Here is a 14,861-nt window from a genome sequence, read left to right as displayed (position 1 = left end):
GGTCGAACCTTTTACTATCCGCGACTTGACGCGAGCGAATGACACGAGTGTAATTAGGGCATCCCGTTGGGCGGGGGTCACGCGGGGGAGGGAGTTGGGGCCATGAGCGAATATCGCAACAGTGTGCCGGGTGATTGGTTCGTCGACCCGGTGCGCCTGGGCGTGCCGGGGGTGCGGCGCCGGTCGGCCCTCGACGACGACGACAACGCTCTCGCTTGGCAGGCCGACGCGCTGTGTGCGCAAACCGACCCCGAAGCCTTCTTTCCTGAGAAGGGCGGCTCGACGCGAGACGCCAAGAAGATCTGCACCTCGTGCGAAGTCAAGACCGAGTGTCTCGAATACGCCCTGCAGAACGACGAGCGCTTCGGCATCTGGGGTGGCCTGAGCGAACGCGAGCGCCGCAAGCTGCGTCGACGCGCCTGAGTGATCTCGCGCAACGCTCGCATCGTGTCAGCCTCGGCGCGCGCGACTGCCGCCGCGCACCGCTCACCGTAGGGTCGTAGTCGTGCAGCCTCGAGTCATCGCGATCGTCGTCGCCCGCCGCGGCGGCGACGTGCTGCAGCAGACGCTGGATGCCCTCACCCACCAGACCCGCCACCCCGACCTGCTCGTGGTCGTCGACGCCGCCGGCGACGACGCGGCCACGGCCCAGCTCACCGCCATCGCCCCCACCCAGTTCGTCACGGCGGGTGCGGCAGTGTCGTTCGGTGAGCTCGTGCACCGCGGGCTCGGCGCCCTGCCGGTCATCGAGCAGACCCAGTCGCCCTACGGCGGAGTCGACGAGTGGCTGTGGCTGCTGCGCCACGACACCACTCCAGACCCACGTGCGCTCGAGCGGCTGCTCGCCGCCGTCGAGATCGCGCCGTCGGTCGCAGCCGCGGGCCCCAAGCAGCTCGACGCCGCGCATCCGACCATGATCGTCGGCTACGGCGAGACACTCACCGAATACGGGGCCTCCATCGCGTTCGCGCAGCGCGAGCTCGACCAGGCCCAGCACGACCGCACGAGCGACGTGCTCGCCATGAGCGAAGCCGGGCTGCTCGTGCGGCGCGCGGTCTACAACCAGGTCGAAGGCTTCGACCCTGCGCTGCCGACGGTCGACGCCGCGCTCGATCTGTGCGTGCGCATCCGTCTTGCCGGTCATCGGGTCATCGGCGTGCCGCAGGCGCGGGTGTTCGTGCACGAGGGCACCTCGCTCGCCGCACGCCCCGGGCCGCGCCCGCGCGTCTCGCAGCGCACCATCGCCCGCGTGCGGCGCACGGCGCAACTGCACCGGCGACTCGTCTACGCCCCCGCCCTCGTCGTGGCGTTGCACTGGCTCAGCCTGCTGCCGCTCGCCGTCGTGCGCGCCCTCGGGCACTTGCTCGCCAAGCGGCCCGCCCTCGTGACGGGCGAGTTCGCGGCGGCGCTCGCGGTGGCGTTTTCGGGCTCGGCCGTGCCGAACGCCCGCCGTCGGCTCTCGCGCGGCCGCACCATGGGGTGGGCGGCGATCGCACCGCTGCGCCTGCCGCGCGACGAAGTGCGTCAGCGTCGCGCGATCGAACGCGATGCCCGGCTGAGTGCGGCCCCCGACCTTCGGCCGCCGCGGCCGCCGTTCACCCCGGGCGGAGCCCTCGTGGTCGCCCTCTTCGGCCTGCTCGGCGCCGCACTGTTCGCGCCCTTGGGGGCGGCGTCGGCGATCGTGGGTGGGGCGTTCGTTCCGCTCGCGGCCGACGTGCCGTCGCTGCTGGCCGGCATCGAGCGCACGGCTCTCGGGGCGGCAGACCCCTTCGCGTTCGTTCTCGCCCTGCTCGGCCTGCTCACGCCGTGGCAACCCTCGCTCTCGCTCGCCGTGCTCGTCATCGTGGCCATGCCGCTCTCGGCTCTCGGGGCGTGGTGGGCGGCCGCCGAACTGGTGCGCCGCACTGCCCCCGCCGTCGTCGCCGCCGTGCTGTGGGCGCTCGCGCCTGCGCTGCTCGTCGCCATCACCGAAGGGCGCCCGGCAGCCCTCGTCGCCCACGTGGCCCTGCCGTGGCTCGTCGTCGCCGCGGCCCGTGCCCCGCATTCGTGGAGCGCCACTGCCGTCGCCGGACTGCTCGGCGCCGCCGTCACTGCCGCCGCACCTACGCTCGTCTTTCCGCTCGTCATCGCCTGGGTGCTGTGGATGCTCGCCCACCCTCGCCGCATCGGCCGACTGCTGACGCTGCCGGTTCCGGCACTGGCACTGTTCACGCCGCTCGTCATCGACCAGGTGATGCGCGGCACGCCCCTGGGGCTGCTCGCCGACCCAGGTCTGCAGGTGGCTCCTGGCCCCAGCTCGCCGACGGGCATCGTGCTCGGGTGGCCCGACCTCGGGCCCCTGCTCGGCCCCCTCGCCGCGCTCATGCCAGCCGAGGGGCTGCTGCTGCCGTTCGTGCTGGCCATGCTCATGCTGCCCGTCGTCGCCCTCGCGCTGCTCGGGCTGGCTCTGCCAGACGCACGCCGCAGCATCGTGCCGCTCGCCCTCGCCGCGCTCGGCATCGCCACCGCCTGGGCGATCTCGAGCGTCTCAGTCGTGACCGCCGCCGGGCAGCCCGTGCCGCTCGATGTCGGGCCCGCAGTGAGCCTCGCCGCCCTCGGCCTCGCGCTTGCCGCCGCGATCGGCATCGACGGGCTCGCAGCCCGGCCAGCCACCGTGCGCACCACGCCGCGCCGGCCCCGCGTGCTGGCTGCCGCTCTCGCCACCCTGGCCGTCATCGCCGCAGCCCTCGTCGCCGCGCCTGCCGCCATCGCCGTGCTCACCGGCACTGCCGCCGTCACGAGCACCGACGCGCGCACCCTGCCCGCCCTCGTCGCCGCCGAAGCGGCCACCGACCCCGGAGTCGCGACGCTCGTGCTGACCCCGATCGACTCGCGGGTGGCGGCCCGCATCGACCACGGAGCCGGGCGCACCCTCATCGAGCAGCGCACCATCGTCGCCACCCGCGCGCTCGTCGGCAGCGGGCTGCCCGGCACGAGCGGCGGCGACCTCGCCGCCGTCGCCGGCTCGGGCTCGAGCGACGCGTCCGTGCTGCAGGGCATCGCCGAGTCGACCACCGTCGCCGAGATCGTCGCCAACCTCGTCGCCCCCAGCGGCCGAGACCTGACTGCCGAGCTCGACGCCCTCGACGTGCGCTTCGTGCTGCTCGAGAGCGCGCCGGCGGCGTCGGCGGCCGCCGACACCGCCGTCGCTGCGCTCGACGGCAACGCCCAGCTCGTGCCCGTCGGAGACACCGACGCCGGCCGCCTCTACCGCGTCGTCGCCGACGACACGAGCCGGGCGGGCGACCCAGCTCGCCCCGCCTCGACCGCGGCGATTCTCGGGGTTCAGCTGGGCATCCTGGCCCTCACCCTGCTGCTCGCCGTGCCGACCAGTCTGGGGCCGAGGCGAGCCCGCACCGACTCGGCGGTCGACGAGGGACCCGCCACGACCTTCGAGGCAGGTGATGACGATGAGTGACCCGCAGTCGCCCGAGCACCCCGAGTCGTCGGCCCTGCCGCCGACGTCGCCCGCCCCCGAGTCGCCCGCGTCGCCCGCCGCCGAGTCGCCCACGTCGCCCGAGCCGCCGCGAGATGGGCCGAATGTGGCATCGGTCGCTGAAAGTTCTGCGACTCTTGCCACAAACGAGCACTCTCGCGAAGGTCGCGCCGCGCGACGCCACCACGCCGCGCAACCCGAGCACGCCGCGCACCCCGAGCACGCAGCGAAACCCCCGCGCGCACCCGGCACGACTCGCGCCCTGCTCGTCGCCTCAGGCCGCGCCACCCTCGCACTCGGCGCCGCAGCCGCCGCCGCGGCGCTCGTCGCCGGCGTGCTGTTCGTGCCGAGCCCCGCACTGGCCCCCGACGCGCTCGCGATCACGGTGACTCCTGACCGTGCCGACCAGACCCTCGTCTGCGCGGGCTCGGTGCTGGGCCTCACGCGCGGCGAGAACCCTCAGGTCGCCGCCGTCGCCGACCCTCAGCGTCGCAGCGCCGGCACCGGGCTCGGCGAGTCGACGATCGTGCAGAGCGACGCCCTCGACGGCGGCGCCGTGGTGGTGACGCTGCCGAAAGAGGCTCCCGCAGAGGCGCTCGCGGCCAGCGAGTCGGTGCGCGCCCGCACGAGCGACGTCGCCGGACTCGCCGCCTCAGAGTGCCTCACTCCGGGCCGATCGGCGTGGCTCGTGGCCGGCTCGACGACGACAGGCCGCACCACCTGGATCGTGCTGACCAACGCGGGCGCGGTCGACGCCACCGTCAGCCTGCGCGTCTTCACCGAGAACGGGCCGGTCACCGCCCCCGGCTTGAGCGGCATCGTGGTCGCTGCCGGCACTCAGCGCGTGCTGCCGCTCAGCGGCATCGTCGTGGGCGCCGAGTCTCCGGTCGTCGAAGTGCGCAGCGAGGGCGGCTCGGTCGCGGCGACGCTGCAGCATTCGATCGTGCGCGGGCTCGACGCGAGCGGCATCAGCATCGTCACCCCGCTCGAGGCGGCGGCGACGCGCCACGTCATTCCGGCGATGCCCGTCATCGGCGGCCAGGCGGTGCTCGAGCGGGCGAGCGACGAAGGCAACGCAGACGCATTGACGGCCCTGCGGATGCTCGCCCCAGGTGACTCGCCCGTCGACGTCACGGTGAGGCTCATCCCGCAGAGCGGCGACGCCGGCGTCGCACTGACGACCACCCTCGAGCCGCAGGCCGTGCTCGACCTGCCCTTCACCGACCTGCTCGACGGCGACTACTCGATCGTGGTCGAGTCGTCGGCTCCGACCGTCGTGGCAGCGCGCACGAGCACCGCGGGCACGTCGGGCATCGACCTCGAGTGGTTCACTCCAGTGGCCGAGATCGAGCCCGGCACCGAGGTGCTCGCCGCCGTCGCGCCCGTGGGGCAGAGCGTCACGGCCTTCATCCACGTGTTCGCGCCCGACGCCGACGCCACGGTCACCGTCGACGGCCGCACCGTCGACGTGCCCGCCGGCACCGGCCTCGTGCTCGAGTCGGCCACGAACGCGGCGGTGCAGTTGAGCACGACGGCACCCCTGCACGCGAGTGTGAGCTACCGAGGCGATTCGCTGCTCGCGAGTTCACGCATCCTGCCCCCGCCCGCCGCAGCCAGACCGGTGACGGTGCTGCCGTACTAGACGCCGCTCACCAGTGGCGAAAGCGCTCGGGCGCGAGATCCCACGGATCTTTGCCGATGAGCTCGCCGACCGCCCGAAACACGCAGCTCTCGACCATGAGCCGCCGGTGCCACGCGTCGTCGCGGTGCAGCCGACTCATGCGCTCGATCGGAATGCGGTAGAGCACCACGAGGTCGCGCTCGGGCACGACGCGCCAGCGGGCCACCCCGTTGACGGCGTTCGGCTGATCGGGCATCGGCTGCACCTGGATGCGCAGCCGTGCCAACTCGTCTGGCCACTGGTCGACCAGGTATTCGGCCGTCGCCTGCACGGTGGTCTCGAAGAGGTCGCGGCGCGTGTGCGCGAGGGGCAGGTGCGGCCCGGTGACGGGCGAGCGGCCGTGGCGGCCATGCCGGGCGCGGGCTCGGGCGCTGGGCTGACCGTGTGCCGGGCCACCCGGAGTCTTGCCTGCTCGTGCCACGCTGCCAGCCTAACGCGGCCAGGTCGGCAGCCCGCCGTATGCTGGCATGACGATGAACGGTCGACCGTGCAGCAAGGTGGCGTGCAGCGAGGCAGCAGTGCGCACCCTCACCTACGTGTACGCCGACTCGATGGCGGTGCTCGGGCCCCTGAGCGCTCGACCCGAGCCGCACAGCTACGACTTGTGCGACCGGCACTCTGAACGGCTCTCGGCCCCCAACGGCTGGCAGATCGTGCGATACAGCGCGCTCGGCGAGGTCGGCTGAGCGTCTCGGCACTACCCTGAACTCGTGACCACCACGCCTGATCTCAGCTCGTTCATCAAGGCCTACGACGTTCGCGGCCTCGTCGGCACTCAGCTCACCGAGCAGGTCGTCGAAGCGCTCGGCGCCGGTTTCGTCGACGAAATCGGCGCGGAGAGCCTCGAGATCGCCGTGGGGCACGACATGCGCGACAGTTCGCCCGGTTTCGCCGCCGCCTTCGCCCGAGGTGCGACCGCTCGGGGCGCCTCGGTCATCATGCTCGGGCTGTGCTCGACCGATCAGACCTACTTCGCGAGCGGCCACTACGGCGTGCCGGCGGCGATGTTCACCGCGAGCCACAACCCGGCCACCTACAACGGCATCAAGTTCTGTCGTGCGGGCGCGCAAGGCATCAGCCTCGACACGGGGCTGGCGGGCATCCGCGATCGCGCACAGGCCTACCTCGCGAGCGGAATCACGGCGACGGATGCTCCCGGCACGATCTCGCACCGCGACGTTCTCGCCGACTACGCCACCTACCTGCGCGAGCTCGTCGACCTGACGAGTGTGCGCCCGCTGCGTGTGGTGGTGGATGCCGGCAACGGCATGGGCGGCCTGACAGTGCCCGCGGTGCTCGGCACGGCGGCCGGGCTGCCGGCGCTGCCGCTCGACATCGTGCCGCTCTACTTCGAGCTCGACGGAACCTTTCCGAACCACGAGGCGAACCCCCTCGAGCCCGCGAACCTCGTCGACCTGCAGGCCGCCGTGCTCGAGCACGGTGCCGACCTGGGGCTGGCGTTCGACGGCGACGCCGACCGGTGCTTCGTCATCGACGAGCTCGGTCAGCCGGTGACCCCGAGCGCTGTCGCCGCGATCGTGGCGCTGCGCGAGATCACGCGCGTGCGGGCTGCCGGCGAGACCGGCGACATCCGCGTCGTGCACAACCTCATCACCTCGCGCGTCGTGCCCGAGACCATCGAGGCGGCGGGCGCGATCGCCGTGCGCACGAAGGTGGGCCACTCGCTCATCAAAGACGTCATGCATGAGACGGGTGCGATCTTCGGCGGCGAGCACTCGGCGCACTACTACTTTCGCGACTTCTGGGGCGCAGACAACGGCATGCTCGCCGCCATGCACCTCATCGCCCAGTTCGGCGAGTACGACGGGCCGCTCTCGGCGCTCGCCGCCGAGTTCACGCCGTACACGGCGAGCGGTGAGATCAACTCGACCGTCGACGACGTTCCCGCCGCGTACACGCGCATCGTCGAGGCGTTTCAGGGGCGCGGAGAGGTCGACGAGCTCGACGGCCTCACCTACGCCGGCACGACCGATGATGGCGACTGGTGGTGGTTCAGCGTGCGCCCCTCAAACACCGAGCCGCTGCTGCGCCTCAACGCCGAGGGGCGCACGGCTCAGACCATGGCGCGCATCCGCGACGAAGTGCTCGCCCTCATTCGCGCCTGATCACGGTAGCGGGCACTCGTCGGCGCGCGCGTCGGCGGATCAGCACCTCTGCCACGAGGGTATTGATCGCAAAGCCCGCGGCGACGACCCAGATCTCACCGACGGCATCGGCTTCGCCGAAGGGTATCGACCACAGCACGCTGACGAGCGCTTGGGTTCCGCCAGAGACAGCGATCGCGTAGGCGCGCGTCATCCATGCTCCGTGCGCGACGAATCTGCGCCGCGCGATGGCGGTTGTGGCCAGCACGAGAAACACCAGCATGGGCACGGCGAAGACCAGTCGAACCATCGCGAGCGGAAACTCCGCAGCGGGACCGCCGAAGAAGACCGCGAGCCAGATGCTCGACAGCGCCGCGATGACACCGGCTGGAATCAGCACTCGACCGGCGGTGCGGTGCCATCCGCGCCACATCCGCAGCGCTGGAGAGAACTGGAAGGCGCCGAGAATGCAGAGCACGCTCATCGCCACGATGTGCGAGACGATCGCCACCAGTGAGGCCACGACAAGCTCGCCCTCGCGGTCACCCCGCCCTTCCATGAGGCGAAGTAGGCCCCCGAGCACGGGCAGCGCACTGAGAAGCAAGAGGCCTGTGACTGCAGGCCAACCGCTCTTCACTCGATCGTTGCACTGGGCGATGCCGCGGCTGTTGCCCCGCTCGCGCTCGCATTCTCGGAGGCGGGCACTCGGGGCCAGGCCCATGCGGTGCGCAGGATGAACGCCAGGATCAGCACCTCAACGGCGATGGCGATGCCGTAGAAGGCGGACCACTCCAAGGTCTCGCCGACCGCGTTGAACAGCGAATACGGAATGAGGAGCAACGCCACGACGAGGTTCGTGGCGCGGTTCGCTCGGGCAGGCAGCGTCGCAGAGAGCACAATCATCACCGCCGGTACCGACACGGAGACGAGGAAGATCGTGAGCAGCGTCGCGCTGACCTCGAACTCCCAAATGAGGCCATTCAGCAGGCCGTCGATGACGCCGGGCTTGTAGAAGCCGAGTACGTCGACGTAGACGTAGAGAAACATGAAGCCTGTCCACGCTGCCGCGAGCTTGGTGTGTACCGAGATCGGCGGGTTATCGAGCAACGTCGGGGTTCGTGATTCGCGTGACATCGGTTCTTCTTTCGTCGAGAACGGTCCGACCCCGGGAGTCGCGGCCGGTCACGACGAACAGTGACAATCTCGTACACCGTACGTCGTACGCCGTACTATTGCTCGTACACTGTACGCTTGTCAAGTCGGTCGGGAAGGCGAGGTAATCCGTGCGCGACAAGCACCAACGTGAGTCAGCGCCAGGCGCGGGGCTGAGCACGCACCGAATCGTGATCGAAGCGGTACGGCTTGCCGACAGCGAGGACGTCGATGGGGTGAGCATGCGCCGGCTTGCGAGCGCGCTCGGCGCGGGCGCGATGTCGCTCTACCACTACGTGGCGAGCAGAGACGAGTTGCTCGACGCCATGATCGACGTCGTGTTCGGCGAGATCGAGCTTCCGCTCGCCGACACCGACTGGCAGGCGGCGATGCGTCGGCGAGCCATTTCTGCTCGAGAGGTGCTCGCTCGCCACCCGTGGGCCATCGGCCTGATGGAATCGCGCACAACGCCCGGCCCGGCAAACCTTCGTCACCGCGAGGCGGTCACGGCCTGCCTGCGGAAGGCAGGGTTCTCGGTCGCGATGGCGACGCACGCCAACTGGCTGCTCGACAGCTATGTCTACGGATTCGCGCTGCAAGAAGCGAGCTTGCCCGACACCGCCGATGCGCTGGCAGACATGACTCAAGAAGTGTTCCTGCCCCAGCTCCCTCCCGACGAGTTTCCGTACCTCAACGAATCCGCCGCGGCGCTCGTCGCTGCCGGCTACGACCCGGCGGGGGAGTTCACCTTCGGGCTCGACCTCGTCTTAGCCGCGCTGGAACGTCTGAGAGACTCCGCCGAACGACCCGGGTGAGACGAGCGGATGCTCGGGTCGAGCCTGCGAGAATGGCGGGCATGAGCATCCACACCCCGGCGCGCCCCGCGCTCGCCGTCGACATCGTGAACGGCATCGCCCACAAGGTGCGCGACCTCGCGCTCGCTGAAGCCGGCCGCCACCAGATTCGGCTCGCCGAGCACGAGATGCCGGGCCTCATGGCGCTGCGCGACGAGTTCGGCCCGCACCAGCCGCTCGCCGGCCACCGCATCGCCGGTTCGCTGCACATGACGGTGCAGACCGCGGTGCTCATCGAGACGCTCGTGGCCCTCGGCGCCGAGGTGCGCTGGGCGAGCTGCAACATCTTCTCGACGCAAGACGAGGCGGCCGCCGCGGTCGTCGTCGGCACGACGGGCACAGTCGAGCGGCCCGCGGGCACTCCGGTCTTCGCCTGGAAGGGCGAGACGCTCGACGAGTACTGGTGGGCGACGCAGCAGATCTTCGACTTCGGCGACGGCCTCGGCCCGACGATGATTCTCGACGACGGCGGCGACGCCACGATGCTCGTGCACAAGGGCGTCGAGTTCGAGGCAGCGGGCGCAGTGCCTGAGGCGGCTGAGGGCGACAGCCACGAGTGGCGCGTCGTGCTGAGCGTGCTGCGCGACTCGCTGCAGAGCGACCCGCAGCGGTGGACGGTCGTGAGTCAGGGCATCCAGGGCGTCACCGAAGAGACGACGACAGGCGTGCACCGCCTCTATGAGCTGCACCGCGAGGGAAGGCTGCTCTTTCCGGCCATCAACGTCAACGACTCGGTCACCAAGAGCAAGTTCGACAACAAATACGGCATTCGCCACTCGCTGCCCGACGGCCTCAACCGCGCCACCGACGTGCTCATGGGCGGCAAGACCGTCTTCGTGTGCGGCTATGGAGACGTGGGCAAGGGCTCGGCGGATGCCCTGCGCGGGCAGGGCGCCCGAGTCATCGTGAGCGAGATCGACCCCATCAATGCTCTGCAAGCCGCGATGGACGGCTACCAGGTGGCTCGACTCGACGACGTCATCGGCGACATCGACATTCTCGTCACCGCGACCGGCAACGAAAACGTCGTCACGGTCGAGCAGCTGCAGTCGCTCAAGCACCTCGCGATCGTCGCCAACGTCGGCCACTTCGACAACGAGATCGACATGGCGGGGCTCGAGAGCCTGCCCGGCGTCGAGAAGGTCGAGATCAAGCCGCAGGTGCACGAGTGGCGCCTGCCGACCGGGCGCTCGATTCTCGTGCTGAGCGAGGGTCGGCTCATGAACCTCGGCAACGCCACGGGGCACCCGAGCTTCGTCATGAGCGCCTCGTTCACCAACCAGGTGCTCGCTCAGCTCGAACTCGCCACCAGGCGCGACGAGTACCCGATCGGCGTCTACGTGCTGCCGAAGCTGCTCGACGAGAAGGTGGCGCGCCTGCACCTCGACGCCCTGGGGGTTCGCCTCACGCAGCTCACGCCGCGGCAGGCCGCCTACATCGGGGTCAGTGCTGACGGCCCTTACAAGGTTGATCACTACCGCTACTAGCACGGCTCTCTCGCGATCGCTCGTCCGCGATCGCGCGTTCAAGGTCGACCACTACCGCTACTGATTACCCCCGGTCAGGAAAACCGTGCGGCAGCGCGGCGAGCGTCGGCTGCAGCTCGTCGAGTCGCGCCCGCTCGAGCCTGAGCGCCGTGGCCTCGCGCTCGCGTCGCAGCACTGACACGCCGGCGAGAAACAGCTCGGGGTCGCCGCCCGGAACGGGCGAGACGTAGAGGGCGGCTTCGGTCGCGAGGTCGCGGGCGAGCCGCTCGCGCGTCGCCGCAGTGTGGCCGGCTGCCTGCCGCAGAAACTGGGCGATGCGGCGCGACAGCGCATCGGGCATTCGGGCGACGTCGGCGGTGGATGCCCATTCCACCAGCTCGACCGGAACCCCGAACACGGGCGGCGTCACACTCGAGACCCGCTCGTACTGGCTGTAGGTGCCGGCGAGCAGGTCGCCCAGGCGCTTGGCGCGAGAGTTGAGCATGGCGACCACCACCGCGAGACCGCCGGCGGTCATGACGATCTCGAACACTCCGACGAGCGAGCGGATGAAGGCGTGCCGAAACGAGATCGCTCCGCCGTCGTCGCGCACGATGCGGTCGCCGAGGGCGAGGCGGCCGAGCGACTTGCCCTGGCTCGCCGTCTCGACCGTGGCGGGCACGAGCACGAGGCCCACGACCATGCACGCGATGACGACGGTGCCGTACAGCGCCTCGGGCAGCCCGGTGTCGAACGCGAGTGAGAAGGCGCCCCAGGCGAGCAGCAGCGTTGCGCTGATGTAGACGAGGTAGTCGATGATGCCGCCCGCCATGCGCAGAATGACGCTCGTCGCCCGCAGCTCGAGGGCGACGGCCTCGCCGGTGAGCAGTTCGCGCTCGCTGTCGTGAGAGCTCAGGGTTGCCGCCGCGCCAGACATGACATCATCTAAACAGATGGATCTCGACGCATACTCTTCAGCCCACGCCGCCGAATGGGATCGGCTGCGCGAGCTCTCGCGCCGACGCCGCTTCGCCGGTCGCGACGCCGACGAGCTCATCGAGCACTACCAGGCGGGGGCCACCCACCTGTCGGCGATCACGACGAGTGCCGGGCAGGTGCCGCAGGCCGCCACCCTCAGCGTGCTGCTGTCGCGCGCCCGCCTGCGCTTCACGGGCGCCACCACAGAGCCGCTGGCGCAGCTGGCGCGCTACGCGACGCGCGAGGTGCCGGCGGCGCTCTACCGCATCCGCTATCTGACGCTCGCCGTCGCCGCATCGTTCATCGTCGTGGCCACGCTCTACGCCGTGTGGGTGGCGACGAACCCGGGGGTCATCGCCGCGCTCGGCGACTACGACGATCTGCGCCGCTACGCCGAGCAAGACTTCGTCGGCTACTACAGCGAGTCGAGTGAGGCCGTGTTCGGCCTGCAGGTGTTCAGCAACAACGCCTGGATCGCCACGCAGTCGGTGGCCTTCGGCATCACGGGCGTCTACGTGCCGTTCGTGCTCTTCCAGAACGCGCAGGGCTTGGGGCTCAGCGCCGGCATCATGGCCGAGTTCGACCGGCTCGACGTGTTCTTTCTCAACATCCTTCCGCACGGCCAGCTCGAGATCTATGCGATCTTCGTCGCCGCGGCCGGCGGGCTCATGATCTTCTGGGCGTGGGTGTCTCCGGGCCCCCGCACGCGGCTGCAGGCGCTCGCCGACGACGGCCGAGCACTGTTCGCGATCATCGGCGGCCTCGTCGCCGCACTGCTCGTGAGCGGCATCATCGAGGGCTATGTCACCCGCCAAGAGTGGCCTGACGTCGTGCGCATCGGCATCGGCACTGTGGCGCTGGTGGCGTTTCTGCTCTATCAGTGGATGCTCGGCCGACGCGCCTTCCGCGACGGCGAGACGGGCGACCTCGACCCGATCAGTCGAGGCGCCCGCGTCGTCGTCGGTGACTGAGGTGCGTCAGCGCTTGCCGGCGAACACGGCGCGGTAGAGCAGTGCGCCGAGTGCCGCACCGATGACGGGGATCACGATGAAGACCCACAACTGTGCGAGAGCATCCGTCCCGCCGAAGACGGCCGTCGCCAGTGAGCGCGCCGGGTTGAACGAGGCGTTGCTCACCGGAATCGCCACCAGGTGCATGACCGTCAGCATGAGGCCGATCGCGAGCGGAGCGAACCCGGCGAACGCGCGGTCGTCGGTGACGCCGAGAATGACGACGAGAAAGAGTGCGGTGAGCACGAGCTCGGCCACGATGACGGCGACGAGGCCGTAGCCCGCGGGCGAGCCCTCGTCGAAGCCGTTCGAGAAGAAGCCGTCGGCTTGCGCGTCGGCGAGTGCACCGGCGGGGCCGAACGAGCCGATGAGCACGAGGGCTCCGCTCGCGAGCAGCCCGCCCAGCGCCTGCGCGGCGATGTAGGCCGGAGTGTCTCGCCACGCGAAGCGCCCGGCGACGGCGGCGCCGATCGTCACAGCGGGGTTGAAGTGGGCGCCCGAGATGTGCCCGACGGCATAGGCGCCGGCCATGACCGCGAGGCCGACGGCGAGGGCGGGGCCGAGCAGCCCGGTGTTCGCCGACGAGAAGAAGGCGGTGCCGATGACGCCGAAGACCAGCAAGAAGGTGCCGAACACTTCGGCGACGAGTCGGGCGGTCATCGAGGGTGATGACGGGGTGGGAATCTCTTTCGCCATGAGGCAGCTCCTTCGGTGCGGGGTGTGACGAGGCGTCGAGAGCACCCTAGCGAAGCGCGGCGTCGCCGTGGCCACCCCGCGCTGCGCCCGGCCGACTAGAGGCGCCCGGCCGCCTTGTAGGCGAGATACCGGTCGGCGACGGCGGGCGGCAGGTCGAGCGGCGCGGCACTGACCACGTCGCCACCGAGGCGCCGCACGGCGGCGGCGACCCGCTCGGCGTCGAGCAGGGCGCGCTCGGCGGCGGCAGCGCGATACACCGAGGCGCGGTTGTCGCGCGCACTCCCGGCCTCGATGAGCGCCGGGTCGGTGACGGCGGCGACGAGCACGAGGTGCTTCGTGGTGAGCTGCGGCAGCATCGTCAGCAGCCCGCGCGTCGCGCCGGGCGACTCGAGCGGAGTCGCGAGCACCACGAGCGACCGCTGCGCCGTCATCGAGCGCACGAGCGCCGGCACGGCCGTCCAGTCGGTCTCGAGCAGTTCGGGGTCGACGGGCGCCATCATCTCGACGAGCTTGGTGAGCAGGTCTGCGCCGCGCGAGCCCTGCACGCGCCCGCGAACGCGGCGGTCGAAGACGGCGACGTCGACGCGGTCTCCGGCGCGGTCGGCGAGGGCCGAGAGGAGCAGCGTCGACTCGAATGCGGTGTCGATGCGGGTCTCGTCGGCGATGCGCGCGGCAGCGGTGCGGCCCGAGTCGATGATGACGACGACGTGCCGGTCGCGCTCGGGCCGCCACGTGCGCACCATGAGCGTCTGGGCGGGTGCGCCGTCTGGCCCGGGCCCTCCCGAGCGCCGGGCGGTGGCCCTCCAGTCGATCGAGCGCACGTCGTCGCCGCGCACATACTCGCGCAGGCTGTCGAACTCGGTGCCTTGGCCGCGCACCATGACGCTCGTGCGCCCGTCGAGCTCGCGCAGCCGCGCCAGCCGCGAGGGCAGGTGCTTTCGCGAGGCGAATTCGGGCAGCACGGTGATCTCTGCCGGCACTCGGATGCTCGCCTGACGCGCGGCGAGCCGCAGCGGCCCGATCGCCCTGATGGTGACCATGACGGCTCGGCGCTCTCCGCGACGCCACGGTGTGAGCGCGGTGGTGACGGCGCGCCGCTCGGCTGCGGGCACGAGCACGCGCTGGCGGGTGGGCGTGGCGCCGGCCGACGGCTCCCACGCGTCTCTGATGATGCCGCGCAGCGTGCGCCGAGTGGGGTTGGTGACGTAGAGCGTGGCGCTCGCGGTCTCGGTGAGGCGCACGCGAGCATCCGTCTGCCGTTCGAGTCGCATGGCGCGGGGCGACGCGGCGAGCACGAGATCGACGGCCGCGAGCAGCAGGCACACCACCACCCACCCGAGCAGCACCTCGCCCGCGGGCACCACGCTCGAGAGCGCGACGACGGGCACGACGCCAAGGGCGACGAGCAGCACGAACCAGCCGGTGACGGCCATCGCTAGGGCGC

Annotated in this window: 14 protein-coding genes; 8 read left to right on the top strand and 6 right to left on the bottom strand. The window is 70.8% G+C overall.

Annotated elements, in window-relative coordinates:
* The first annotated feature begins 102 nt into the window (after positions 1–102).
* From KIT89_RS07240 to KIT89_RS07230, 3 genes are all read left to right on the top strand, one after another.
* Positions 103–423: a WhiB family transcriptional regulator gene (locus KIT89_RS07240; RefSeq protein ID WP_297599705.1), complete on the top strand. Its 321-nt coding sequence runs from the start codon at positions 103–105 to the stop codon at positions 421–423.
* 82 nt (positions 424–505) lie between these two features.
* Positions 506–3,457, top strand: coding sequence for a glycosyltransferase (locus tag KIT89_RS07235; protein ID WP_297599702.1), 2,952 nt, complete (start codon positions 506–508; stop codon positions 3,455–3,457).
* Complete coding sequence (locus tag KIT89_RS07230) at positions 3,450–5,117, top strand: DUF5719 family protein (RefSeq protein ID WP_297599700.1); 1,668 nt, start codon at positions 3,450–3,452, stop codon at positions 5,115–5,117. Before KIT89_RS07235 ends, KIT89_RS07230 begins: the two co-directional genes overlap by 8 nt.
* A gap of 7 nt (positions 5,118–5,124) precedes the next feature.
* Here the strand turns inward: KIT89_RS07230 and KIT89_RS07225 are convergent, their stop codons facing one another.
* Positions 5,125–5,577 (bottom strand): metallopeptidase family protein, encoded by a 453-nt coding sequence (locus tag KIT89_RS07225; RefSeq protein WP_297599698.1) that lies wholly within the window; start codon positions 5,575–5,577, stop codon positions 5,125–5,127.
* A gap of 52 nt (positions 5,578–5,629) precedes the next feature.
* Between KIT89_RS07225 and KIT89_RS07220 the strand changes: the two genes are divergently transcribed.
* Together KIT89_RS07220 and KIT89_RS07215 are read left to right on the top strand one after the other, a co-directional pair.
* On the top strand, positions 5,630–5,842 hold the full coding sequence (locus tag KIT89_RS07220; protein ID WP_297599696.1) for a DUF3499 family protein: 213 nt from the start codon (positions 5,630–5,632) through the stop codon (positions 5,840–5,842).
* 24 nt (positions 5,843–5,866) lie between these two features.
* Entirely contained in the window at positions 5,867–7,282 is a 1,416-nt protein-coding gene (locus tag KIT89_RS07215; protein WP_297599694.1) for a phosphomannomutase/phosphoglucomutase, read from the top strand.
* On the opposite strand, the gene KIT89_RS07210 is transcribed toward KIT89_RS07215, so the two are convergent.
* Together KIT89_RS07210 and KIT89_RS07205 are read right to left on the bottom strand one after the other, a co-directional pair.
* Positions 7,269–7,865, bottom strand: coding sequence for a DUF2306 domain-containing protein (locus tag KIT89_RS07210; protein WP_297599692.1), 597 nt, complete (start codon positions 7,863–7,865; stop codon positions 7,269–7,271). The two genes, KIT89_RS07215 and KIT89_RS07210, sit on opposite strands and share 14 nt — an antisense overlap.
* Before the next feature lie 29 nt (positions 7,866–7,894).
* Entirely contained in the window at positions 7,895–8,395 is a 501-nt protein-coding gene (locus KIT89_RS07205; RefSeq protein WP_297599691.1) for a DUF6326 family protein, read from the bottom strand.
* 209 nt (positions 8,396–8,604) lie between these two features.
* Here KIT89_RS07205 and KIT89_RS07200 point away from each other — a divergent pair, with 209 nt between their 5' ends.
* Both KIT89_RS07200 and ahcY read left to right on the top strand, forming a co-directional pair.
* Positions 8,605–9,228, top strand: coding sequence for a TetR/AcrR family transcriptional regulator (locus KIT89_RS07200; RefSeq protein ID WP_297599689.1), 624 nt, complete (start codon positions 8,605–8,607; stop codon positions 9,226–9,228).
* Positions 9,229–9,269: 41 nt separating this feature from the next.
* Entirely contained in the window at positions 9,270–10,754 is a 1,485-nt protein-coding gene (ahcY, locus tag KIT89_RS07195) for an adenosylhomocysteinase (RefSeq protein WP_297599687.1), read from the top strand.
* Positions 10,755–10,818: 64 nt separating this feature from the next.
* On the opposite strand, the gene KIT89_RS07190 is transcribed toward ahcY, so the two are convergent.
* A complete protein-coding gene (locus tag KIT89_RS07190; protein ID WP_297599685.1) occupies positions 10,819–11,670 on the bottom strand; it encodes an RDD family protein in 852 nt (283 codons plus the stop codon).
* A gap of 16 nt (positions 11,671–11,686) precedes the next feature.
* Between KIT89_RS07190 and KIT89_RS07185 the strand changes: the two genes are divergently transcribed.
* The gene (locus KIT89_RS07185; RefSeq protein ID WP_297599683.1) at positions 11,687–12,682 is read left to right on the top strand and encodes a stage II sporulation protein M; all 996 of its coding nucleotides are present in this window, start codon (positions 11,687–11,689) and stop codon (positions 12,680–12,682) included.
* A gap of 6 nt (positions 12,683–12,688) precedes the next feature.
* Here the strand turns inward: KIT89_RS07185 and KIT89_RS07180 are convergent, their stop codons facing one another.
* Together KIT89_RS07180 and KIT89_RS07175 are read right to left on the bottom strand one after the other, a co-directional pair.
* Positions 12,689–13,417: an aquaporin gene (locus KIT89_RS07180; protein ID WP_297599681.1), complete on the bottom strand. Its 729-nt coding sequence runs from the start codon at positions 13,415–13,417 to the stop codon at positions 12,689–12,691.
* Between the two features lie 95 nt (positions 13,418–13,512).
* On the bottom strand, positions 13,513–14,850 hold the full coding sequence (locus KIT89_RS07175; protein WP_297599679.1) for a DUF58 domain-containing protein: 1,338 nt from the start codon (positions 14,848–14,850) through the stop codon (positions 13,513–13,515).
* Between the last annotated feature and the right edge of the window lie 11 nt (positions 14,851–14,861).

This window comes from Microcella sp. (assembly GCF_025808395.1).
In the GTDB taxonomy this organism is placed as follows: domain Bacteria; phylum Actinomycetota; class Actinomycetes; order Actinomycetales; family Microbacteriaceae; genus Microcella.
The sequence above is the reverse complement of the archived record's forward strand: the minus strand, read 5'-3'. Positions and strand labels throughout refer to the sequence as shown.

What these genes read in the sequence shown, in the direction of transcription:
- KIT89_RS07240 (WP_297599705.1), top strand. Translation starts at nt 103, where the DNA reads ATGAGCGAATATCGCAACAGTGTGCCGGGTGATTGGTTCGTCGACCCG.
- KIT89_RS07230 (WP_297599700.1), top strand. Translation starts at nt 3,450, where the DNA reads ATGAGTGACCCGCAGTCGCCCGAGCACCCCGAGTCGTCGGCCCTGCCG.
- KIT89_RS07220 (WP_297599696.1), top strand. Translation starts at nt 5,630, where the DNA reads ATGAACGGTCGACCGTGCAGCAAGGTGGCGTGCAGCGAGGCAGCAGTG.
- KIT89_RS07205 (WP_297599691.1), bottom strand. Translation starts at nt 8,395, where the DNA reads ATGTCACGCGAATCACGAACCCCGACGTTGCTCGATAACCCGCCGATC.
- ahcY (WP_297599687.1), top strand. Translation starts at nt 9,270, where the DNA reads ATGAGCATCCACACCCCGGCGCGCCCCGCGCTCGCCGTCGACATCGTG.
- KIT89_RS07190 (WP_297599685.1), bottom strand. Translation starts at nt 11,670, where the DNA reads ATGTCTGGCGCGGCGGCAACCCTGAGCTCTCACGACAGCGAGCGCGAA.
- KIT89_RS07185 (WP_297599683.1), top strand. Translation starts at nt 11,687, where the DNA reads ATGGATCTCGACGCATACTCTTCAGCCCACGCCGCCGAATGGGATCGG.
- KIT89_RS07180 (WP_297599681.1), bottom strand. Translation starts at nt 13,417, where the DNA reads ATGGCGAAAGAGATTCCCACCCCGTCATCACCCTCGATGACCGCCCGA.
- KIT89_RS07175 (WP_297599679.1), bottom strand. Translation starts at nt 14,850, where the DNA reads ATGGCCGTCACCGGCTGGTTCGTGCTGCTCGTCGCCCTTGGCGTCGTG.